21 protein-coding genes are annotated in these 22,901 nt (G+C 64.4%); 10 read left to right on the forward strand and 11 right to left on the reverse strand.

Annotated elements, in window-relative coordinates; all coding sequences use genetic code 11:
* Positions 1-40 precede the first annotated feature (40 nt).
* The 3 genes from JQ587_RS27825 to JQ587_RS27835 all read left to right on the forward strand — a co-directional run bounded on the left by JQ587_RS27825 (position 41) and on the right by JQ587_RS27835 (position 5,528).
* Positions 41-1,426, forward strand: coding sequence for a TolC family outer membrane protein (locus JQ587_RS27825; RefSeq protein ID WP_212427475.1), 1,386 nt, complete (start codon positions 41-43; stop codon positions 1,424-1,426).
* 303 nt (positions 1,427-1,729) lie between these two features.
* Positions 1,730-2,500 (forward strand): PopZ family protein, encoded by a 771-nt coding sequence (locus tag JQ587_RS27830; RefSeq protein ID WP_212427422.1) that lies wholly within the window; start codon positions 1,730-1,732, stop codon positions 2,498-2,500.
* Positions 2,501-2,651: 151 nt separating this feature from the next.
* Entirely contained in the window at positions 2,652-5,528 is a 2,877-nt protein-coding gene (locus JQ587_RS27835; RefSeq protein ID WP_212427423.1) for a valine--tRNA ligase, read from the forward strand.
* Positions 5,529-5,639: 111 nt separating this feature from the next.
* Here the strand turns inward: JQ587_RS27835 and JQ587_RS27840 are convergent, their stop codons facing one another.
* On the reverse strand, positions 5,640-6,242 hold the full coding sequence (locus JQ587_RS27840; protein WP_212302169.1) for a DNA-3-methyladenine glycosylase: 603 nt from the start codon (positions 6,240-6,242) through the stop codon (positions 5,640-5,642).
* A gap of 130 nt (positions 6,243-6,372) precedes the next feature.
* Here JQ587_RS27840 and lipA point away from each other — a divergent pair, with 130 nt between their 5' ends.
* Positions 6,373-7,329, forward strand: coding sequence for a lipoyl synthase (lipA, locus tag JQ587_RS27845; protein WP_212427424.1), 957 nt, complete (start codon positions 6,373-6,375; stop codon positions 7,327-7,329).
* A 6-nt stretch (positions 7,330-7,335) separates the two neighbouring features.
* Positions 7,336-7,818 (forward strand): type II toxin-antitoxin system RatA family toxin, encoded by a 483-nt coding sequence (locus JQ587_RS27850; protein ID WP_212427425.1) that lies wholly within the window; start codon positions 7,336-7,338, stop codon positions 7,816-7,818.
* On the opposite strand, the gene JQ587_RS27855 is transcribed toward JQ587_RS27850, so the two are convergent.
* The 6 genes from JQ587_RS27855 to JQ587_RS27880 are packed head-to-tail and all read right to left on the reverse strand — an operon-like array spanning position 7,819 to position 12,970.
* Positions 7,819-8,634: a c-type cytochrome gene (locus JQ587_RS27855; protein ID WP_212427426.1), complete on the reverse strand. Its 816-nt coding sequence runs from the start codon at positions 8,632-8,634 to the stop codon at positions 7,819-7,821.
* Positions 8,634-10,256 carry a b(o/a)3-type cytochrome-c oxidase subunit 1 gene (locus JQ587_RS27860; protein ID WP_212427427.1) on the reverse strand — a complete coding sequence of 541 codons (1,623 nt, stop codon included), beginning with the start codon at positions 10,254-10,256 and terminating at the stop codon, positions 8,634-8,636. The genes JQ587_RS27855 and JQ587_RS27860 overlap by 1 nt, the downstream gene beginning before the upstream one ends.
* A complete protein-coding gene (locus JQ587_RS27865) occupies positions 10,243-10,809 on the reverse strand; it encodes a cupredoxin domain-containing protein (protein WP_212302174.1) in 567 nt (188 codons plus the stop codon). Before JQ587_RS27865 ends, JQ587_RS27860 begins: the two co-directional genes overlap by 14 nt.
* A complete protein-coding gene (locus tag JQ587_RS27870) occupies positions 10,806-10,982 on the reverse strand; it encodes a hypothetical protein (RefSeq protein WP_212427428.1) in 177 nt (58 codons plus the stop codon). The genes JQ587_RS27865 and JQ587_RS27870 overlap by 4 nt, the downstream gene beginning before the upstream one ends.
* Before the next feature lie 19 nt (positions 10,983-11,001).
* Positions 11,002-12,252, reverse strand: coding sequence for a cytochrome c (locus JQ587_RS27875; protein WP_212427429.1), 1,251 nt, complete (start codon positions 12,250-12,252; stop codon positions 11,002-11,004).
* Between the two features lie 10 nt (positions 12,253-12,262).
* The gene (locus tag JQ587_RS27880; protein WP_212427430.1) at positions 12,263-12,970 is read right to left on the reverse strand and encodes a c-type cytochrome; all 708 of its coding nucleotides are present in this window, start codon (positions 12,968-12,970) and stop codon (positions 12,263-12,265) included.
* Between the two features lie 211 nt (positions 12,971-13,181).
* On the opposite strand from JQ587_RS27880, the gene JQ587_RS27885 reads away from it, so the two are divergent.
* The gene (locus JQ587_RS27885) at positions 13,182-13,382 is read left to right on the forward strand and encodes a hypothetical protein (RefSeq protein WP_249154549.1); all 201 of its coding nucleotides are present in this window, start codon (positions 13,182-13,184) and stop codon (positions 13,380-13,382) included.
* A 6-nt stretch (positions 13,383-13,388) separates the two neighbouring features.
* Here the strand turns inward: JQ587_RS27885 and JQ587_RS27890 are convergent, their stop codons facing one another.
* Complete coding sequence (locus JQ587_RS27890) at positions 13,389-14,000, reverse strand: CinA family protein (protein ID WP_212302177.1); 612 nt, start codon at positions 13,998-14,000, stop codon at positions 13,389-13,391.
* A 4-nt stretch (positions 14,001-14,004) separates the two neighbouring features.
* Positions 14,005-15,186, reverse strand: coding sequence for a bifunctional 2-C-methyl-D-erythritol 4-phosphate cytidylyltransferase/2-C-methyl-D-erythritol 2,4-cyclodiphosphate synthase (locus tag JQ587_RS27895; protein WP_212427431.1), 1,182 nt, complete (start codon positions 15,184-15,186; stop codon positions 14,005-14,007).
* Positions 15,187-15,467: 281 nt separating this feature from the next.
* Here JQ587_RS27895 and dusB point away from each other — a divergent pair, with 281 nt between their 5' ends.
* Genes dusB through ntrC form a run of 3 tightly spaced genes read left to right on the forward strand, consistent with a single transcriptional unit; the run spans position 15,468 to position 19,087 of the window.
* A complete protein-coding gene (dusB, locus tag JQ587_RS27900) occupies positions 15,468-16,469 on the forward strand; it encodes a tRNA dihydrouridine synthase DusB (protein ID WP_212427432.1) in 1,002 nt (333 codons plus the stop codon).
* Positions 16,466-17,635, forward strand: a complete 1,170-nt coding sequence (locus JQ587_RS27905) for a two-component system sensor histidine kinase NtrB (protein WP_212427433.1) — start codon at positions 16,466-16,468, stop codon at positions 17,633-17,635. Before dusB ends, JQ587_RS27905 begins: the two co-directional genes overlap by 4 nt.
* A 9-nt stretch (positions 17,636-17,644) precedes the next feature.
* A complete protein-coding gene (gene ntrC, locus JQ587_RS27910; RefSeq protein WP_212302180.1) occupies positions 17,645-19,087 on the forward strand; it encodes a nitrogen regulation protein NR(I) in 1,443 nt (480 codons plus the stop codon).
* 154 nt (positions 19,088-19,241) lie between these two features.
* On the opposite strand, the gene JQ587_RS27915 is transcribed toward ntrC, so the two are convergent.
* Complete coding sequence (locus JQ587_RS27915; RefSeq protein ID WP_212302181.1) at positions 19,242-19,757, reverse strand: hypothetical protein; 516 nt, start codon at positions 19,755-19,757, stop codon at positions 19,242-19,244.
* A gap of 391 nt (positions 19,758-20,148) precedes the next feature.
* Complete coding sequence (locus JQ587_RS27920) at positions 20,149-20,295, reverse strand: hypothetical protein (protein ID WP_212302393.1); 147 nt, start codon at positions 20,293-20,295, stop codon at positions 20,149-20,151.
* Between the two features lie 184 nt (positions 20,296-20,479).
* Here JQ587_RS27920 and JQ587_RS27925 point away from each other — a divergent pair, with 184 nt between their 5' ends.
* Positions 20,480-22,888 carry a sensor histidine kinase gene (locus JQ587_RS27925; RefSeq protein WP_212427434.1) on the forward strand — a complete coding sequence of 803 codons (2,409 nt, stop codon included), beginning with the start codon at positions 20,480-20,482 and terminating at the stop codon, positions 22,886-22,888.
* The last annotated feature ends 13 nt before the right edge of the window (positions 22,889-22,901 follow it).

The following is a 22,901-nucleotide window of genomic DNA, read 5'->3' on the forward strand; positions in this document are numbered from 1 at the left end:
CGGGCACGAGTCTGGCGTGAGAATGAACGGATTTTCTGGGATGCATGGGGTGAAGTTCTTCACCGGAGCAGCGGTTTCGGTCCTCCTGACGGCGCTTGCCGGGCCGACGCCTGCCTTGGCGGATACGATCGAGGCCGCGCTGGTGCGCGCCTATCAGAACAATCCGCAGCTCAACGCACAGCGCGCCCAGGTGCGCTCGACTGACGAGAACGTGCCGCAAGCGCTGTCGGGATATCGGCCCAAGGTCAATGTGACTCTCGGCACCGGATATCAGTATCAGGAAATCCAGCAATTGCAGAAGTCGACGCCATTCAATGGCGTCCTCCAGTCCAACAGTGCGGGACTGACCGTCAACCAGACGCTCTATAACGGCAATCAGACTGCCAACAAGACGCGTGCGGCGGAGAGCCAGGTCTCGGGAGCACGTGAGGCATTGCGTGTGCTCGAGCAGACGGTCTTGCTGCAGGCCGCCACGACCTACATGGACTACCTGCGTGATTCGGCAACGCTCGAAGTTCAGCGCAGCAACGTGCGCGTGCTCGAGCAGACGCTCAAGCAAACGCGTGATCGCTTCAATGTCGGCGAGGTCACACGCACGGACGTGGCGCAATCCGAAGCGCAGCTGGCTGCCGGCAAGACGCAGGCCCTGACCGCCGAATCGAATCTCACGACGACGCGCGCGAACTTCCGCCGGATCATCGGCAACGAGCCAGCGAACCTTGCTCCGGGCTCGCCGGTCGATCGCTTTCTGCCCATCTCGATCGCTTCCGCGGTCAATCTCAGCCTGGTGGAGAACCCCAGCGTCACGGCTGCGATGTATGGCATCGACGTCAACTATCTCCAGGTCAAGATCAACGAAGGCGCGCTGCTGCCGACGGTCACGGTCCAGGCTGGTGTCAGCACGGCCTATCAACAGACGTTGAGCGTCTTCCGGACGAATACCGCGTCCGCCATTGCGACGGCCTCCATTCCGATCTTTCAGGGCGGCGCTGAATATGCGCTGATCCGCCAGTCCAAGGAAAACCTGGCGCAGCAGCGTCTCAATCTCGAAACCACCCGCGATCAGACCCGCGCCAACGTTGTGCAGGCCTGGGGGCAGTTGGAAGCCGGCAAAGCGCAGGTTCAGTCCGCGCAGGCGCAAGTCACGGCGTCTGAGATCGCGCTGAACGGCGTGCGCGAAGAAGCCAAGGCTGGCCAGCGCACCACGCTCGACGTTCTCAACGCGCAGCAGGCGCTGGTCAACGCGCGCGTTGCGCTCGTCACTGCCCAGCATGACCGCGTGGTGGCGTCCTATTCAGTGCTCAACGCGGTCGGCCGCCTCGCACCGCAGGTGCTCGGCCTCAACACCACGGTCTACGATCCGAGCGTGCACTACCAGCAGATCCGCGACAGCTGGGCCGGCGTGCGCACGCCTGACGGACGCTGAGTCCCGTAGTCCTCCGGTTGGCCTCGCAAACTGCCAAGGCCAACCGGTGCTTTGCTTGCAATCATCAAAATCCCTGACATAGCCTTGCCAAGAAGCCGCGGGTCGATTCGCCCCGCATTCGATGTTGCATGCGTAATGCTTGAGTGACGGGGCAGGGGCGCACCGCCTCACGTAGAGCTGTGATCTGGGGACAAGTCTGGCTGTCGCGACGAAAATGTCGGGGCACACATCCGGAACCGGCCAATCCTGTCGTGCTTGGTGTAAAACAACGCATGCGAGGGCGTTGATGATGTGGAGTCGGAGATGACGCAGCCTGCAAAGGTCACAGAACCCTCCATGGAGGAGATTCTGGCCTCGATCCGGCGCATCATTGCCGATGATGAGGCCAAGCCGCCGCCAGCCGAGGCTGCGAAGACCGCACCGGCCCCCGCCGCGCCCACCCCAAAGCCGCAGGCGATGGCCGACCTTCCGCCATCCAAGGTCGCGCCTGCAAAACCTGCTGCCGAAAAGCCTGCACCTCCGCCAGCCGCGAAGCCCGCGCCGGCGCCGCCACCTGCGGCGGATGCCGAGCCCAACAGCCAGGACGACATCGACGCGCTGCTGGCGGGGCTCGACGAGGCCACGCCTGCGCCTGAGGTACGAGCGCCGGAACCCGAGCCTGAGCCCGAACCCGATGTGCTCGAGCTGACCGACGAGATGGCGATGGATCCCGCGCCGACGCCGGCGCCGCCACCACCAAGCTTCCGCAAGGTCGAGCCGCGCGACGATCTCGAATTCGCCGAAGCGCCGCCGTCCCGTCCAACGCCCGCACCGTCCTATGCGCCGGTGGATTTCGACACGCCACAGCTGCCGCCGCAGCAGCCGATCCTGGCGCAATCGACGGTCTCGGCCGTCGAATCCGCCTTCAACTCCCTGGCCCACACGGTGCTCAGCAGCAATGCGCGGACGCTGGAGGATCTGGTCAAGGAGATGCTGCGCCCGATGCTGAAATCCTGGCTCGACGACAATCTGCCGGGCCTCGTCGAGCGCATCGTGAAGGCCGAAATCGAGCGGGTCTCGCGCGGCGGCCGGTAGGGGCCGGGGGCCCTCATTAAGCCGAGCTTAAGCATTATATTCGGCCGTTCCGAACGGGCGGGGAAGCGGATTTGCCGCGGCGCCTTCCGCTGCCCCCTTTCTGTCGACCTTTTCGTTGACTTGACCCGCCCGCGCGGCTTTCTAGCAGCCCATGATCGAGAAAAATTACCAGCCCTCCGATATCGAAGCCCGCATGTCCGTCGTCTGGGAGGACAGCCGTGCCTTCAAGGCCGGCCGTCCTGACCGCCGCGACGCGGTGCCCTTCACCATCGTGATCCCGCCACCGAACGTGACGGGGTCGCTGCATATGGGGCACGCCCTCAACAACACGCTGCAGGACATCCTGTGCCGCTTCGAGCGCATGCGCGGCCGCGACGTGCTGTGGCAGCCAGGTACCGACCATGCCGGCATCGCCACTCAGATGGTGGTCGAGCGGCAGCTGATGGAGCGTCAGCAGCCCGGCCGCCGCGAGATGGGCCGCGAGAAGTTTCTCGAGCGGGTCTGGCAGTGGAAGGCCGAGAGCGGCGACACCATCATCAACCAGCTCAAGCGGCTCGGTGCGTCCTGTGACTGGTCGCGCGAACGCTTCACCATGGACGAGGGCTTGTCGAAGGCCGTCATCAAGGTGTTCGTCGAGCTGCACCGCGATGGGTTGATCTACAAGGACAAGCGGCTGGTGAACTGGGACACCAAGCTGCTCACCGCGATCTCCGACCTCGAAGTGCAGCAGACCGAGATCAAGGGCAACCTCTGGTATCTGCGCTATCCGATCGAGGGCAAGACGTTCAGCCCCGAGGATCCCACGACCTTCATCGTCGTTGCGACGACGCGACCGGAAACCATGCTTGGCGACACCGGCGTTGCCGTGCATCCCGAGGACGAGCGCTACCAAAAGCTCATCGGCAAGAACGTTATCCTGCCGTTGGTCGGTCGCAAGATTAAGATCGTTGCCGACGAATACTCCGATCCGGAAAAGGGCTCGGGCGCGGTCAAGGTGACGCCGGCCCACGACTTCAACGATTTCGAGGTCGGCAATCGCCACGGCCTGCGCCGCATCAGCGTGCTCGACAAGGAAGGCTGCCTCGATCTCCTCGACAATGAGGATTATCTGCGCGACCTGCCGGAGGGCGCCTCGCAATTCGCCGAAGAGTTCAACAAGGTCGACCGCTTCGCTGCTCGCAAGCGCATCGTCGAGCGACTGGAATCGTTCGGCTTCGTCGAACGGATCGAACCGCACACCCACATGGTGCCGCATGGCGATCGCTCGGGCAGCGTGATCGAGCCGTATCTGACCGACCAGTGGTACGTCGACGCCAAGACGCTGGCCAAGCCCGCGATCGCGGCGGTGCGTTCGGGTGAAACGTCGTTCGTGCCGAAGAACTGGGAAAAGACCTATTTCGAGTGGATGGAGAACATCCAGCCCTGGTGCATCTCGCGCCAGCTGTGGTGGGGCCATCAGATCCCGGCCTGGTACGGCCCCGACGGCAAAGTGTTCGTCGCGGAGACCGAGGAGGAGGCGATCAGCCACGCGCTCGGCTACTACGTCGAGCAGGAGGTCATCACAGCCGAGCAGGGCCGCGAGATGGCGCTCGACCGCAACAAGCGCGAGGGCTTCATCACCCGTGACGAGGACGTGCTCGATACCTGGTTCTCCTCGGCGCTGTGGCCGTTCTCGACGCTCGGCTGGCCCGAAGATGCACCCGAGGTGAAGCGCTACTACCCGACCAATGCGCTGGTCACCGGCTTCGACATCATCTTCTTCTGGGTCGCCCGCATGATGATGATGGGCCTGCACTTCATGAAGGAGGTGCCGTTCTCGACCATCTACATCCACGCGCTCGTCCGTGACGAGAAGGGCGCCAAGATGTCGAAGTCGAAGGGCAACGTCATCGATCCGCTCAACTTGATCGACGAATACGGCGCGGACGCGCTGCGTTTCACGCTGGCCGCGATGGCGGCGCAGGGACGCGACATTAAGCTCGCCACCAGCCGTGTCGAAGGCTACCGCAATTTCGCGACCAAGCTCTGGAACGCATCCCGCTTCGCCGAGATGAACCATTGCGCGGTGCCGGAAGGATTCGAGCCGGCCAAGGCCAAGGAGACGCTCAACCGCTGGATCGCGCATGAGAGCGCGCACACCACGCGCGAGGTGACCGAGGCGATCGAGGCCTATCGCTTCAACGACGCCGCCGGCGCGATCTACCGCTTCGTCTGGAACGTCTATTGCGACTGGTATGTCGAGCTTGCGAAGCCCGTGCTACTCGGTGCCGACAGCCCCGCCAAGGATGAGACCCGGGCGATGGTCGCCTGGGCGCGCGACGAGATCCTGAAGCTGCTGCACCCCTTCATGCCCTTCATCACCGAGGAGCTGTGGGAGGTGACGGCCAAGCGCGACGGCCTGCTCGCGCTGGCGCCGTGGCCGCTGAAGCCGTCCGGGCCGACGCCGGAGCAACTCGCGATGCTTGCGGCAGCCGCAGGGCCGACCGATCCGCTGATCTCGCCGGCGTTCGTGATGCCGATCTTCGATCATGCCGACTTCACCGATCCCAAGGCGGAAGCCGAGATCGGCTGGGTGATCGACCTCGTCACGCAGATCCGCTCGGTGCGCGCCGAGATGAACATTCCGCCGGCAACGCTGACGGCCCTCGTGCTCGCGGGCGCCTCCGCCGAGACCAGGGAGCGCGCGCCGCGCTGGACCGACGTCATCAAGCGCATGGCGCGGCTCTCCGACATCTCCTTCGCGGACCGCGCCCCCGACGGTGCGGTTCAGCTCCTCGTGCGCGGTGAGGTCGCAGCCCTGCCGCTGAAGGGCGTGATCGACGTTGCCGCCGAGCGCACGCGTCTCGACAAGGAGATCGGCAAGGCTGACGCCGACATTAAGCGCGCGGAGTCGAAGCTCGCGAACGAAAAATTCGTCGCCAACGCGGCCGAAGAGGTCGTCGAGGAGGAGCGCGAAAAGCGCGAGGCGGCGCTGGCTCGCAAGGCCAAGCTGCTCGAAGCGCTGGAGCGGCTGAAGCAGGCCTCGTAGCCTCGTTGTCATTCCGGGATGGTCCGAAGGACCAGACCTCAGGCGCGCAATTGCGCACCGGGGAATCTCGTGATTCCGGGTTCGATGCTGCGCATCGCCCCGGAATGACGATCATTTCGGAAACGGCTTGCTGAGGAATTTCGAGCCCCTGACGCCGTAGCGCCAGGGCAGTTCGACGGCCTTGGTGATGCCGATGCGGATGCCCGTCGCCACCTCGACATCCTCTGTCCGCGCATGCAATGCGATCGGCGGCCGGTCCAGGGGCAGGGTGTTGTGCGCGATGGTGATGCCGAGGGCCTCGGTCAACTTGCCTGGGCCCGAGCACAGCGCATGCACCTCCTGAAGATGGCGGCGGCGGCGCATCGCAGCTAGGCCATGCGTCGGCTCCAGCGCGCGGATCAGCACGGCACTGGCGGAGCCTGCCTCCTCGCAGACGAAGTTCACGCACCAGTGGATGCCGTAGGAGCGGTAGACATAGGCAAAGCCGGGCGGCCCGAACATGATCTGGTTCCGCGGCGTCGGGCCATTGTAGGAGTGTGCCGCCGGCTCGGTATGATGATAGGCCTCGACCTCGACGATCGTCCCGCCGACACCGTTGACCAACATGGTCGCACCGATCAGGTCGCGCGCGACCTCACGGACGTCGCGGTCGAAAAAGGCCCGCTTCAGAGCTTTGCCGAGCCGTGGAATAGAGGCTTTCGAGGTTGGAGGCATTCGAGGTGAGAATCGCCAGAGAAAAGAGCAGGATATTGCCTATATCTGCCATGTTCCCTGAAGCGGCGCGAGCCGGGTTGCGATGCGTGGCGAGACCGACTAGGTAGGATGTGAACAGACCGGACACCCCATGGTCGTTATTGTCGACACCGTCACGAACCCGCTGCGCCCACGTCACCCCGAAAAGGTGAATCGCCCCGATTCCGCTTCGCCGCCGAAGCCGGACTGGATTCGCGTACGCGCCCCCAATACCCGCGGCTACGCCGACACCCGCAACATCGTGCGGTCCAACGGCCTGCACACGGTTTGCGAGGAGGCGGGCTGCCCGAATATCGGCGAGTGCTGGGACAAGAAGCACGCGACCTTCATGATCATGGGTGACACGTGCACCCGTGCCTGCGCCTTCTGCAACGTCAAGACCGGGCTGCCGAATGCTCTGGATGCGGCCGAACCGCAAAATGTTGCCGAGGCGACCGCCAAGCTGGGGCTCGCCCACGTCGTCATCACCTCCGTGGACCGCGACGATCTCGCTGACGGCGGCGCCGAGCACTTTGCCCAGACCATTCGCGCGATCCGGGCCGCGTGTCCCTCGACCACGATCGAGATCCTGACGCCGGACTTTTTGCGCAAGGAAGGCGCGCTTGAGGTCGTCGTCGCGGCGAAGCCTGACGTCTTCAACCACAATCTCGAGACCGTGCCGTCGCGCTATCTCACGGTGCGGCCTGGGGCGCGCTATTTCCACTCGATCCGGCTGCTGCAGCGGGTCAAGGAGCTCGATCCCACCATCTTCACCAAGTCCGGCATCATGGTTGGTCTCGGCGAGGAGCGCCACGAGGTGCAGCAGGTGATGGACGATCTGCGCTCCGCCGACGTCGACTTCCTCACCATCGGGCAATATCTCCAACCGACCCGCAAGCATCACGCCGTGATGCGCTATGTGCCGCCGGACGAGTTCAGCTCTTACGAAAAGGTCGCTTACACCAAGGGCTTCCTGATGGTGTCGGCGAGCCCGCTCACCCGTTCGTCGCATCATGCCGGCGAGGACTTTGCGAGACTGAAGGCCGCGCGGGCTGCGACTGCCCGTTGAATCGCCATGCCTAAATTTTCGAGCAAGCGCCGTGTCAATCACAGCGCGTCCGAGATGTTTGACCTGGTCGCCGATGTCGAGCGCTACCCGGAATTCGTGCCGCTGTGCAGCGCGCTGAAGATTCGCCAGCGTATGGCCAAGCCCGATGGCACCGAGGTGCTGGTCGCGGACATGACGGTGTCGTTCAAGCTGGTCAAGGAATCCTTCACCAGCCGCGTGACGCTCGATCGCGCCAATCTGAAAATCCTGGTCGAATATCTGCAAGGTCCGTTCAGTAATCTGGAAAACCGCTGGACATTCGAGCCCAAAGGCCAGCAGGAGGGTGAGGGCGTCTGCGATGTCGGTTTCTTCCTCGCTTATGAATTCAAGAGCCGCATGCTGGCGATGTTGATGGGCTCGATGTTCGATGCTGCGTTTGCTCGATTCTCCACCGCGTTCGAGAAGCGCGCGGACGCGATCTATGGCCGGCCAAAGCCGGCGTCGTCCTGATCAATCCACCGCCTTTACGATGTCCGGTGGCTGCGAGGCGTAATACGCCGCGGCGGCCTCGATCTCCTGCGAGGTCATGGCGCGGGCGATATTGCGCATCTGCTGGCTGATATCGTTGCGGCGCTCGCTCGAGGCAAACGCCTGGAGCTGGGCCTTCATGTAGGCCTCGGACTGTCCCTCCAGCCACGGGCTGCCGGTCTTGTTGTCGAGGCTGCCATGGCAGGAACCGCAAGGCGCTATGCCGCGCATCGGGGCGCCGTAGATGACGATGTTGGGTTTGGGTAGCTGCGGCGTCGGGTGGTAGGCCGGAAGGCGTGGCAGATAGGCATAATAGTTCGAGAGATCGGCGATTTCCTCGTCGGTCAGATTGACGGCGAACGGCGACATCACCGCATTGGCGCGCGCGCCGGAGCGGAAATCGTGCAGCTCTTTGTAGATCACGGCGGCATATTGCCCGGCGAGGTTGGGCGAATCCGCACGGCTGATGCCGGTCGGGCCGTGGCAGATCGCGCAGCGCTGCGCCAGCGTCGCGCCGCGGCCGATTGCCTCCTGGCTCGGGCGCGACAGCGTGCGCGAGGTCAGCACGACCTCCGACAGGCGTTTTGGCTGGTCGGGCGTTGTGACATTTGCTGCTCGCTGCGCCACGCCGGCCGCGCTACAGATCGCATCCCAGACATTGGCGAACCGGACCCACGGCTGTGCGAAGGGCAGCACGACGAAGCCGGCGATCGCAGTGACAACCAGGATCGCTGCGGTGATGCCGACGCCAATCGTGAAATGGCGATTGCTGAATGTGAAGAGGTCGCGGGTGCTCATCACTGCGCTCCCACATAAACGGCCGGTACCGACGTTCCCGCCGTGGTCGCGAGGTTGAGGATCGGATAGCCGTAATTGGTGATGGTGAGCGCGATCATCAGCGCCACCCACAGGGCATGCGTGTTGAGTGCGACCGGCACGGTTGTCGGTTGGTGCACGGCCAGCGCAAAACGATAAGCACCGGCATCGATCTGCGGCGCACGCATGCCGCGGGCCAGGATCACGATGAACATGATGCCCGAGGCCAGCAGGACGAAGCCGCCGATGGCGGAGAACGTGACCGAGAGCGCCTGCGGCGCGATGGCGGGATCGCCGAAATCGAAATAGGCCATGCGGCGCGGCATGCCGAGAATACCGACCCAGTGCCACGGGAAGGTCGTGACGATCATGCCGATGAACCACAGCCAGAGCTGGGTGCGGATCAGGCGGATGTCGATCAACTCGCGCCCGGTGAGGTGCGGCCACAGATCATAAGCGATCGCAAAATACATGATCACGATGGCGCCGCCGAAGATCAGGTGGAAATGGCCGGTGATCCACTGCGTGTTGTGGATCGACGCATCGAGCTGATAGCTCATGTTGATGAGGCCGCCGGCGCCGCCGAAGCCGAGCATGATGAACGAGAAGGCCAGCGCCAGCATCATCGGATTGTCCCAGGGCAGGGCCCCGATCCAGCCGAACAGGCCGCGGCCGCCACGCAAGCGCGCCGCGATCTCGACCGAGGCGCAGATCGTGAACACGGTCAGCAGCGTCGGCAGCGCGACCAGCGCCGTGAAAGCCGAATGGATGAACTTGAAGCCGGCGCCGACCTGCGGATCGGCAAAGGTGTGGTGCATGCCGATCGGCATCGCCACCACCAGGAACAGGATGAAGGAGATCCGCGCCATGGTGTCGGAATAGACACGGCCGCCGATCGCGCGCGGCACGATGGTGTAATAGGCGATGTAGGTCGGCATCAGCCAGAAATAGACGATGGCGTGCAGTGTCCAGGAGAAGAACACGCGCGCCAAGCCGGCATCGATCGTGTTCTTTAGCCCCGCCGCGACGGGAATGATCTGCAGCAGCAGCTCGAGCGCGGCGCCGACTGCGGTCCAGGCCCACAAATAAGAGCCCGCGACATTGGCGAACATCGCGAGCGGCACCGCCGCGCCGGGATGGGCCTTGCGCCAGACGCGCAGATTGATCGACATCAGCGCGACCCAGATCCAGGAGCCGACGACGACCAGTACGACGCCGAGATAGTAAAACAAATTGCCGATCAGCGGCGGATAGAACGTATACAGCACCGAAGCACGGCCGAGCGCGATCGGGATCACCGCCATGACGCTGCCGATAACGATCAGCCAGAATCCGGTCCAGGCCCAGCGCACGCCGATCAGGCGCTGCTCCAGCGCGGACTCGCTGATGGCATAACCAAAGCCCATCGCGACCAGGGTCGGGAACACATAGCCCATCACCGTGCCGTGCGCGGTGAGCGAGCGGTAATAGAGCTCGGGATTGGACAGCCACGTGCCAATCGGGCTGCGAATGAACATCTGCCAGGCGCCGAGCGTCAGCGCGATGCCGAATACCGCGAAAGCGAGCCAGAAATGGGCAAGAATGAGCTTCCTATTGACCAACACAGCTCAGCCTCCCACCAGCCTTGGCCCGGTTCGCGAAGTCGGTTTTGTCGACCACCTTGACCTTGCCCCACATCCCCTCATGACCGAAGGAGCAAAATTCCTGGCAGGGCATCAGATAATCGCCGGTTCTCGCAAAGCGCATCAACTGCTCGGAGATGTAGCCCGGCACCAGCATGGTGTTGACGTTGGTGCCCTGGATCAGGATGCCGTGCACGACGTCGGCGCTGGTGGCGCGTAGCGTGATCGGCGTATCCACGGGCACCACGATGCAGGCCGGCGTGAAGGAATATTGCTGACCGATCGCGCGCACGGTCACATTGCCATTGGCCTCCAGCACGCTGCCGAGATTACTCTCGACGAATTCGCCGGAGAGATGAATGCGCGATGGATCGGTGATCTCGACGCGCGGTTGCGGCATAGTCGCGCGATGGATGCCGGCGAACGCCGCCAGCAGCGCCATGGCCACGATGATGATCACTGCAATGGTGGCCCAGCGCCGCTCGACGCGGGCCGCGACCTCGACGCTGCTGCCATGGGCTTGCTCTGCACTCATTGCAGCGATCCGCGCGGCAGGAAGACGAACAGATAGAACGCCAGCCACATCGCGACCACGCAGGCCGTGGCGATGCCGGCGAGCACGATCGCGCCTGATGGTCCTTGGGCAACGACCTCTTCGACGGCCTGTTCGGCGGCGGCTGGGCTGGTCGGCGGATCGGAGTTGAACATGACGGACCTCTGGCGCCTCTCAGTTCAGCGGTGCGGAGCGCAGCTCGTTGGCCCCGCGCGCCGAGACCGGCGTGCCGCGATTGCCCCAGGCGGTGCGGATGTAGGAGACGACGGCGGCGACCTCGTTATCGGAGAGGAGGCCTGCGAACGGCGGCATGCCATAGGGCATTGGATTGCCCTTGGTGCCCGGCGGATAGCCGCCATTGAGCACCATGCGGATCGGGTTGACCGCCGACTGCATCTCGATCGACTGGTTGTTGGCGAGCGGTGGCCAGTGCGGCGGCTTGCCTTCGCCTTGCATGCCATGGCAGCTCGCGCAATTCTTGTCGTAAACGGTCTTGCCGAGGCTGATCAGCAGGCTGCTCTCGGTGTTCGGCAAGGTCGTGCTCGGAGGCGGCGGCGACGAGGCCTCCGCGATGCCCTTCAAGTACACCGCCATCGCCTTGGTGTCGGCATCGTTGAGATATTGCAGGCTATTGTGCACGACCTCGGCCATCGGGCCGTAGACCACGCCGCGTGCGGAAATGCCGGTCTGGAGCAGATCGGTGATGTCCTTGATGCTCCAATCGCCGAGACCCGCCTCACGGTTGGAGGTGAGGGAGGGCGCATACCAATTCTGCATCGGGATCAGGCCGCCCTTGAAGGCGTCCGATTGCGACGTGCCGCCGAGCGCGTTGATCGGCGAATGGCACATGCCGCAATGGCCGAGACCTTCGACCAGATAGGCGCCGCGATTCCATTCGGCCGATTTGGTCGGATCGGGCTTGAACTCGCCCTCGCTGAAGAACAGCGTGCGCCAGCCCAGGATGAGCTGGCGGTTGTCGTAAGGAAATCGCAGCTCGTGCTCACGGTTTCGCTGGTTCACGGGCGGAATCGACTTCAAATAGGCGAAAATCGCATCGGTATCGGCGCGCGTGACCTTGGTGTAGGACGCGAACGGCATTGCCGGATACATCAATCCACCGTCCGGAAAACGGCCGTAATGCATCGACTTGTAAAAGTCTCCTGCAGTCCATTTGCCAATACCGGTCTCCCGATCCGGCGTGATGTTGGACGAATACAAAGTCCCGAAGGGTGTCGGCATGGCACGCCCGCCGGCAAAGGTTCGGCCTTCGGGCGCTGTGTGGCAAGCAATGCAGTCGCCCGCACGCGCCAGATATTCGCCGCGCGCGACGATGTCGCCGTCGCCAGGGCCGGTCTGCTGCGCCTGGACGCTCGAACCCGCCAGGAGCAACAGCCATACGCCAAGGATTCGTGAGCACCAACGCATCCCCGTCTCCTCAATCCGATTCACTTCCGCAGGCGAATGGCAGCACGTACGTGCCCTTCGGCACCGGAGCAAGGTTCACGGGTGCCTGACGGCTCGCCAGCCACGCCGCAACCGCCGTGACGTCCTCCTCGGTGAGTCGGGCAGCGACCTGCTGCATGCAGTCCGGGGCCTTCGCGGTGCGGGTGCCATAGCGCCACGCTCCCAATTGCGCGCTGATGTAGTTCGGCCGCAGTCCGAGCAGACCCGGAATTCCCGGCTCCATTCCGGTCAAGGTCGGGCCGTGGCAACTGCCGCACGCCGGTATCTGACGTTGAGGATCGCCGCGCGACACCAGTGACTGACCGCGTTGCAGCACCTCCTGGCTCGCATCGTTCGCTGCCACGGGCGGCAATGGCGGATGCTGATCCGCGAAATATTCTGCCATTTGCTGCAAGTACGGATCAGTCAGGAATTCCAGCAGATAATTCATCGGCGGGTACTTCCGCCGCCCACTCTTGAACGCGAGGAGCTGGTTGTAGAGATAGCCTGATGGCTTGCCGGCAAGCCGCGGGAAATAGACGTCGCTGGTGCCTTCGCCCTTGTTGCCGTGACAGGGCGTGCAGGCCTCGACCCGTGCCGCCATCGTGTCGGGCGGCTGGTTCGCCGTTTGCGCAGCCGCACCATCAAAGGCGGCCAAAGTGACAATGACAGCGGTCGAGGCCGCGGCGCGAGCGAACACGTCCGTCGCCCTCCACAAAGCTGGTCCGGTTGATTCCGGATCACAACGTAGAGCGGCATTATTGCGCCAATATTTTCCAGCGCAAGATCAGACTCGACGACGATGGTCTGTCACATGGCTCGCGCGTGCGAACCAAATCGAATTCGACAGAATGACATGCCTTTTTGAAAACTGGACATAACGCTGCGGTCCCGTGGCAGTTCCTGCCCGAGTGTTGCGTCTCAAGTTGCGCGACGATCCGCGTGTCGACGAGCGGGCCGCACCGTTGGTCAATGTATCGAAGGTGATCGCCGCCGATCCCGCCGCGCCTGTGGTGGAATTGACCGTCAGCGCGAAGGTAAAGCCGTCGGATCCCGATGCGGTCAGGCAGCGCATGCTGGATCATGCGACTGCGCTGCTGGCGGCGGCGTAAAGCGCCTCAACCGCGCGGCGTTCGCGGCGGTCTGCGCTTGACGGCATGCCGGCGCGGCGAGCGCGTGACGCGGGGACGAAGCCTTGTCGCAGCGGTGGCGCGACGCGGCTTGGCCGCGGCTTGCGGCCCGCGGGCGAGCTCCATCAGCATGCGCAGCGCCTCGACCACCGAGCGCTGGCGCACGGCAGTGCGGCCGATCGCACCAAAACGCTGCTCACGATGGATGATGCGACCGTCGCGCGCCGCGGCAGCGAAGTGCACGAGGCCGACCGGCTTGCCGGGCGTGGCGCCGCCGGGGCCGGCAATGCCGGTGATGGCAACCGCGAGATCGACGCCGGCCCGCTCCAGTGCGCCGACCGCCATCGCGGTCGCGGTTTCCTTGCTGACGGCGCCGAAATGGGTGAGCGTGCCGGCCTCGACGCCGAGCATCGCGCGCTTGGCGTCGTTGGAATAGGTGACGAAGCCGCGGTCGATGACGTCGGAGGAGCCGGGGATGTCAGTCAGGGCGCCGGCGACGAGACCACCGGTGCAGGACTCGGCGGTCGCGATCGTCAGTTTGCGCATCCGGCACAGATCGAGCAGCGAGCGGGAGAGGGCGCGTGCGTCGCTGCCGCCCATGGCCTTACGCGCTCCAGGGAAGGCGGATGGTGGCGCTCGCGGTGGCCGCGATGCCTTCCTCGCGACCGGTGAAGCCGAGCCGCTCACTGGTGGTCGCCTTCACCGCGACGCGGGAGATGTCGACACCGGAGATCTCGGCGATGCGGGAGCGCATGACATCACGCAGGGGGCCGATCTTCGGCCGCTCGCAGATCATGGTGACCTCGAGGTTGGCGACGCGGCCGCCGCGTGCCGTGACGCGCTCGATGGCATATTTCAGGAACTGGTCGGAGGAGGCGCCCTTCCACTTCGCATCGCTCGGCGGGAAGTGCGAGCCGATGTCGCCATCGGCGAGCGCGCCGAGGATGGCGTCGACCAGGGCATGCAAGCCGACGTCGCCGTCGGAGTGGGCGAGAAAGCCCTTGGTGTGCGGCACGCGCACGCCGCAGAGCATGAGGTGGTCGCCTTCGCCGAAGGCGTGCACGTCGTAGCCCGTGCCGGTCCTGATGTCGCCGAGCAGGCTGGCCAGGCGCGCTTCCTCGCGCACGAAATCTTCGGGAGTGGTGAGCTTCATATTGGCAACATCGCCTTCAAAGGTCGCAACCGTCAATCCCGCCCATTCGGCAATCGCGGCATCATCGGTGAAATCGCTGCGTCCGTCCTTCGCGGCGCGACGATGCGCGTCGAGGATGACATCGAAACGAAAGGATTGCGGCGTCTGCGCGATTCGCAGGCGCGCCCGGTCCGGCGTGTCCTCGACATCGCCGCTCTCGCTCGTGATCTTGATGGTGTCGGTGACGGGAACGACGGGGATCGCGGCGCCCGTGCGGCTTGCCGCCTCGATCGCGCGCGAGATCACGCCGGCCGAGACGAAGGGCCGCGCGGCGTCGTGGATCAGAACGATGTCGGGCTTGTGCCTGGCGAGGGCTTCGAGGCCGGCGAACACCGAAGCCTGGCGCGTCGCGCCGCCATTGGTCGGCGCCTCATGCTTGAGGCCCGCGACCGCTGCGGCGAACACGGCGCTGTCGTCAGGGTTCACCACCGGCTGCACGGCGAACACGTCAGGGTGGGTGCTGAAGGCCTCCATGGCGCGGTAGATCACGGGCACGCCGCCAATCTCTCGATATTGCTTGGGACCACCGGCGCCCGCGCGCAGGCCACGTCCGGCCGCGACAAGAACGACTGCAGTGCGCTGTGATTTCGCCATAGGACTCAAATATTCAACTGTTATGGGAAGCGTCGGGCGTGGGGAGATTGCCGGCATGCCTCTAGCACGGCAGGCCCGCAAAAAAAGGGGGTTTCCCGGGATTGTGGGAAACAGCATTTTGCTGCACTGCACTTGAAAGATCTGCAGAACTGTCTAAACTGTAGGCATGACGCTTGACTGCACAAGAATTGTGCGCAAGATAAGCCATGGCAGACGCGATGAGGCCCTGCCTTCTCAACGGGACAACTGTGACCGGCGCGGCAGTATCAGGCTCTAAGCCGTTGAAGATAGGCGATATTAGTGTCGCCACCCCGGTCTTCCTGGCACCGATGTCAGGGGTGACTGACTCGCCCGTCCGCCGGCTCGCCGCCGAGCTAGGGGCGGGTCTGGTCGTCTCTGAAATGACGGCCAGCGATGAGCTCGCCAACGGACACCGCATGTCGCGGTTGCGCTGCGAAGCGACCGGAGTCGGGCCCCATGTCGTCCAGCTCGCCGGCTGCGAGGCGCGTTGGATGACGGAAGGCGCCCGGATCGCCGAAGCCGAGGGCGCCGACATCATCGATATCAACATGGGCTGTCCGGCCCGCCATGTCACCGGCGGCCAGTCGGGCTCGGCCCTGATGCGCGATCTCGATCATGCCGTCAGCCTGATCGAGGCGACGATTGCCGCCGTGAAAGTTCCGGTGACGCTGAAGATGCGGCTCGGCTGGGACGATCGCACCCGCAATGCGCCGGAGCTGGCGCGCCGCGCCGAGGCCGCCGGCATCAAGCTCGTCACCGTGCATGGCCGCACCCGCTGCCAGTTCTACAAGGGCGAGGCCGATTGGGATGCGATCCGCACAGTGCGCGATGCCATCTCCATTCCGCTCGTCGTCAACGGCGACATCACCACCCACGAGAAGGCGCTCGCGGCGCTCGAAGCCTCCGGCGCTGACGCCGTCATGATCGGCCGCGGCGCACAGGGCCAGCCATGGCTGCCCGGCCAGATTGGCCGGCGCCTGAAGGGCGGAGCGGCCGAAGCGACGCCCTCGCTCGAAACGCAGCTGCATTATGTCCGCACGCTCTATGAGGGCGTCTGTGCGCTCTACGGCCTGCGGGTCGGCCTGAAGCATGCGCGCAAGCATCTCGGCTGGGCACTCGATGTCGCGGCCGATGCGAGCGGTGCGTCAGCCGAGACACTGAAAGCCTGGCGCCAGAAGATCCTCACCTCCGAGGATCCTGGCCTGGTCCACCGGTCACTGCAGGATGCCTTTGACGATTTTGCATGGAGCGCTGCTGCATGAGCTCAGCCGCTGACCATCGCAAGCCGACCGACAGCGACGCGATCCTGGACGCGCTTCCCAATCCCGTGCTGATGATCGGGCCGGACGGCAAGATCGTCGCCGCCAACATCGCGACCGAAGCCTTCTTCGATATCTCGACGCAATTTTTGAAGCGCCAGTCGCTGAAGGAGCTGGTGCCGTTCGGCAGTCCCTTGCTGGCACTGATCGACCAGGTGCGCTCGTCGAACTCGCCGGTGAATGAATACAAGGTCGATCTCGGCACGCCACGCATGGGCGGCGACCGCCAGGTCGATCTGCACGTTGCGCCGCTGACCGAGCGGCCCGGCCATATCGTGGTGATGCTCCAGGAACGCTCTATCGCCGACAAGATGGATCGGCAGCTCACCCATCGCAGCGCCGCCCGCTCGGTGATTGCGCTCGCCGCGATGCTCGCACACGAGATCAAGAATCCGCTCTCCGGAATCCGCGGCGCAGCGCAACTGCTGGAACAGCAGGCCTCGCCCGAAGACCGCATGCTGACCCGCCTGATCTGCGACGAGGCCGACCGCATCGTGACGCTGGTCGACCGCATGGAAGTGTTCGGCGACGAGCGGCCGGTGGCGCGCGGCCCCGTCAACATTCATTCGGTGCTCGATCACGTGAAGCGGCTGGCGCAGTCGGGCTTTGCCCGCAACATCCGTTTCATCGAGGACTACGATCCCTCGCTGCCGCCGGTGCTGGCCAACCAGGACCAGCTGATCCAGGTGTTCCTCAATCTGGTGAAGAACGCCGCCGAAGCGCTGATCGACGTGCCCGACGCCGAGATCCAGCTCACCACCGCGTTCCGCCCCGGCGTGCGCCTGTCAGTCCCCGGTCAAAAATCCCGGGTATCTCTGCCGCTTGAATTCTGCGTGAGAGACAATGGACCAGGCGTGCCGGACGATCTTCTGCCCAACCTGTTCGATCCCTTCGTGACCACCAAGCAGACCGGCTCTGGCCTCGGTCTTGCTCTGGTCGCCAAGATCGTCGGCGATCACGGGGGCATCATCGAATGCGAGTCTCAGCCGCGCAAGACCACCTTCCGCGTGCTGATGCCGATGTTTTCGACATCGGCCAAGACCGCCGATCACAGCAGTCGCGACGGCTCTGCCGGGAAGTCGTCGTCTGTATCACAGGGGGCAAAATGAGGATTAACGATGCCCGCAGGTAGCATTCTCGTAGCTGATGACGACACCGCCATCCGCACGGTTCTCAACCAGGCACTTTCCCGGGCCGGGTATGAAGTCAGGCTGACCGGCAATGCCGCGACGCTGTGGCGTTGGGTCAGCCAGGGGGAGGGCGATCTCGTCATCACCGATGTGGTGATGCCGGACGAAAACGCCTTCGACCTCTTGCCACGGATCAAGAAGATGCGGCCGAATTTGCCCGTCATCGTCATGAGCGCGCAAAACACCTTCATGACGGCGATCCGCGCCTCCGAGCGCGGCGCCTATGAATACCTGCCAAAACCCTTCGACCTGAAGGAGCTGATCGCCATCGTCGGCCGGGCGCTCGCCGAGCCGAAGGAGCGGGTCGCGACGCCGGACGAGGACGCCGAGATGGAGGCGATCCCACTGGTTGGCCGGTCGCCGGCAATGCAGGAAATCTACCGTGTGCTCGCACGCCTGATGCAGACCGATCTCACCGTGATGATCACGGGCGAGTCCGGCACCGGCAAGGAGCTGGTGGCGCGCGCGCTGCACGACTATGGCAAGCGCCGCAACGGCCCGTTCGTCGCGGTCAACATGGCGGCGATCCCGCGCGACCTCATCGAGTCCGAATTGTTCGGCCACGAGCGCGGCGCCTTCACCGGCGCCAACACGCGCGCCTCCGGCCGGTTCGAGCAGGCCGAGGGCGGCACGCTGTTCCTCGACGAAATCGGCGACATGCCGATGGAGGCGCAGACCCGCCTGCTGCGCGTGCTGCAGCAGGGCGAATACACCACCGTCGGCGGCCGCACGCCGATCAAGACCGACGTTCGTATCGTCGCGGCTTCCAACAAGGACCTGCGCGTCCTGATCCAGCAGGGCCTGTTCCGCGAGGACCTGTTCTTCCGCCTCAACGTCGTGCCGCTGCGGCTGCCGCCCTTGCGCGAACGCATCGAGGACTTGCCGGATCTCGTGCGTCACTTCTTCTCGCTCGCCGAGAAGGACGGCCTGCCGCCGAAGAAGCTCGATGCGCTGGCGCTGGAGCGGATGAAGCAGCACCGCTGGCCCGGCAACGTGCGCGAGCTGGAAAACCTCGCCCGCCGCCTTGCGGCGCTCTATCCGCAGGACGTGATCACAGCCTCCGTCATCGACGGCGAGCTCGCGCCGCCCTCGGTCAGCCCAGGCGCCGCGGTCCAGCAGGGGGTCGACAATCTCGGCGGCGCGGTGGAGGCGTATCTGTCTTCGCACTTCCAGGGCTTCCCGAACGGCGTGCCGCCGCCGGGCCTCTATCACCGCATCCTCAAGGAGATCGAGGTGCCGCTGCTGACGGCCGCGCTCGCGGCCACGCGCGGCAACCAGATCCGCGCTGCCGATCTGCTCGGCCTCAACCGCAACACGCTGCGGAAGAAGATCCGGGATCTTGATATTCAGGTGTACCGGAGCGGGGGTTAGTTTCCCTCAACGTCATTTCGGGGGCGGTCCGTGGGACCGCACCCGGAATATCGAAATTGTCAGGCACAATTGCGCGCCATAGTTCGACGCGTCGTATCGCTCTGGAATAGCGGCCGTTTGGCACGGAATCCCCTCGGTCCGTCGTCGTTCGCGGTCACTGGATGGGCGTGACCAATTCTCCGCGGATCGTGCAGTCGATCGCCATACTGCCACTACCAGAGGTCACAATGACCACATACGGGTATCGTCCCTGGCCGAGCAGCCACTGAGGCTCCATGTCCACCGTCGTATAGTAAAGACCGCTGGTGGACGGTGCGGGCGCGGCTGGAAGGGGCAAATTCAGATGGCGCGGCAGTGTCCCGCTCCCATCGTTCGTCGTTGAGACGTAAAGCTGGGCCTCGGTCACGCGCGCTTGCGTGACGAAGACGCAGATCAACTTCGTGACCATCAAAAGCTTGTCGGACGGTAGTTGTGAAAGGAACTGGCGGCAAACATAGGTATTTTGGCAGGCCGTCACCGACGAGGCGGTTTCATCATAGTAGGTGCCGTAGATGGTGGGCGCTGCATGGGTCTGGGGTCCGATGAAGAGCGCGCCAACGCCCAGTACAAATTTGCCAAGGAGTGAAGCGAGACGGGAAATGCGTCGATAGACAGGTTGCGAACAATACATTTGAGCCTCCGGATGGACCACAAGGCAGCCATATTCCAGCGCTTTCGGAGGCGGGGCACCTGACGAATGTCGTATGTCTCTTCAAGCTCGTCCCTCCCGACCGCCAGGTGCGGTCGGGCTCGCGGTGCGGCGACGGGTGGCCTCCGCAACAGGCTTGAAGATCGTCAGCGGCATTGAGAAGAAGGGACGAGCACGCGGGCTGGGGCTTGGAGCTCGTACCGAGTGGAGGCTCGCCTCGGACCGGTGGCTCAGCTCCCCCTACCAAAGCGGAGCTGAGCCTGTCCGGATCGCGCTGGCCGTTATGGTCCGCGCGGTGAGCAGAAGTCCGAACGGGGCCTGAATGTTCCGCGCATCCCGCGGCATTATCGACTGCAGGTCGTAAGCCTCACACCTATCTGATCAGGCGCGCCACGACTGGCTCGATATTGGCCATCTGCGCCGTCTGGTCCTGCCTACTGGGGCCATTGACCAGCAGGTCAGAGGCCACGATCAGCAGCAGCACGGCCGACACCATGATGGCGAGAAAGATCCTATCCATGCCGACTTAAGCCGGAATGGCCGGATTCCGTTCCGCAAAGATCCTCGAACGGTCCGCCATCCCTGTGGATGCGCTGGTCCGCCGCGCGACAGACGCCGCGGAATTGTCGCAATTCGGCAACAATGTGGTACGAATACATCAGTATCCGCCCGACGCGGACCCGTTTTCAGCACCCATTGCCGGAATGACCAGCGCAGACACCACGGCCGCATCCTTTGACTCGGCCCCAGCAGAAGAGCCCCGGCGCTGGTCGGTACGACGCTGGCTGGCACCAATCGCCGTGGCGCTTGCGCTGCTGTCGGCCCTGCTGACCTTTCTGGTCCTGACCGGCCTCACGAGCATCGATCCGACGCCGGAGGTGGTCCGCTCGTTCTATCTGATCAATGCCGGCACGATCCTGCTCCTCGTCGGAATCATCGTGCGCGAGCTCTGGCAGCTGATTCTGGCGCGGCGGCGCGGCAGGGCGGCGGCACGCCTCCATGTCCAGATCGTTAGTCTGTTCTCGATCGTGGCGGTCTTGCCGGCGGTGCTGGTCGCCGTCGTCGCCAATGTCACCCTCGAGCGCGGCCTCGACCGCCTGTTCTCGGGTCCCACCAAGGAAGTGATCCAGAACTCGCTGACCATCGCGCGGGCCTATATGCAGGACCACGCCCAGCTGATCCGCGGCGATATCCTCGGCATGGCCAACGACATCGCCCATACTCGTCCGCTCTACGACCAGGATCGCCGCTCGTTCCGTGAATTGCTGACGTCGAGCGCCGGCTCGCGCAATTTGCCGGGCGCGATGATCATCGACAAGAACACCAACATCCTGGAGTCCGCCGACACCGGCATGCGGCTCGCCTATTCACCGCCGGCGCCGGACTTCCTCAGCAACGTCAACGAGAACGAGCCCGAGATCGCGGTCCTGCCGGATTCGAGCTACGTCGCGGCGGTGATCCGTCTGCGTGCCTTCAACGACACCTTCCTCTATGTCGCGCGCCCGCTCGATCCGAATGTGGTCAATCAGCTGAAGCAAACCGAGGTCAGCGTGGCCGAATACGCCCAGATCGAGTCGCGCCGGCTCGGCATCCAGGTGGCGTTTGCGCTGATGTTCGCGGTGATCGCGTTGACCATCCTGATGGCCTCGGTGCTGATCGGCCTCAACTTCGCCAACTCGCTGGTGGCGCCGATCCGGCGGTTGATGAACGCGGCGCATACGGTCTCGACCGGCGACCTCCATGTGAAGGTGCCCGTGCATCAGTCCGAAGGCGATCTCGCCCAGCTGGGTGAGACCTTCAACAAGATGACGCAGGAGCTGCGCAGCCAGCGCGACGAGCTCGTCAACGCCAGCGACCTCATCGACAGCCGCCGCCGCTTCATCGAGGCCGTGCTGTCATCCGCGAGCGCCGGCATCATCGGCGTCGACACCTCCGGCGGCGTCGGCATCCTCAACCGCTCCGCCGAGAAGCTGATCGGGCATTCCGAGGCTGAAACGCTGGGCCATCCGCTCTCCGACGTGCTGCCCGAGCTCGAGGAGATGATGCAGACGGCGCGGGAAGGGACCCAGCGGCTGGTGCAGGGCCAGATCACGATCACCCGCGATGGCACCGAGCGCAATCTGTCCGTCCGTGTCAGCGCCGAGAAGAACCAGCCGCACGACAGCTACATCATCACGCTCGACGACATCACCGAGCTGGTCTCAGCGCAGCGCACCTCGGCCTGGGGCGACGTCGCGCGCCGCATCGCCCACGAGATCAAGAACCCGCTGACGCCGATCCAGCTCTCCGCCGAGCGCATCCGCCGCAAATTCGGCAAGGACATCACCGAGGCCAAGGACAAGCAGATCTTCGACCAGTGCACCGACACCATCGTGCGCCAGGTCGACGATATCCGTCGCATGGTCGACGAGTTCTCGCGCTTTGCGCGGATGCCGAAGCCCGTGATGGAAGGCGAGGATGTGGCCGACACCGTGCGGCAGGCGGTGTTCCTGATGAAGGTTGCCCACCCCGAGCTCGATATCGAGGCCGAGTTCAAGGAGGATCCGCTGCGCGCCCAGTTCGACCGGCGGCTGATCTCGCAGGCGGTCACCAACATCGTCAAGAATGCCACCGAAGCCATCGAGCAGGTCCCACCAGAGGAGCTCGGCAAAGGCCGCATCGACGTCGTGGTGTCGCGCGAGGGCGAGGATGTGCTGATCGACGTGATCGATAACGGCATCGGCCTGCCCAAGGTCGCACGCTCGCGGCTGCTCGAGCCCTATGTCACGACGCGCGCCAAGGGCACCGGTCTTGGCCTTGCCATCGTCGGCCGCGTGCTGGAAGACCATGGCGGCCGCATCGAGCTGAAGGACGCCTCCGACTTCCGCGAAGGCCAGCGCGGTGCCTGGATGCGGATGCGCTTTGCGATCTCCGGCCAGGCCAAGAAGGCCGAGGGAGCCGAGGCGGCAGCCGTCGCCAAAGAGCCAGCGAAGGACGCAGCCGAGGCGACAGCCAAAGAGCCGGCTGCAGATTCCGTCGCGGCACAGGAAACAAGACAGCCGGCGACCGAAACCAAAGAGCCGGCTGAAAAGACCAATGATTCAACGAAAATCGAAGCCTCAACAGGCAGCTGACAAGACAGGCGCG

The organism is Bradyrhizobium manausense, from assembly GCF_018130615.1.
In the GTDB taxonomy this organism is placed as follows: domain Bacteria; phylum Pseudomonadota; class Alphaproteobacteria; order Rhizobiales; family Xanthobacteraceae; genus Bradyrhizobium; species Bradyrhizobium manausense_A.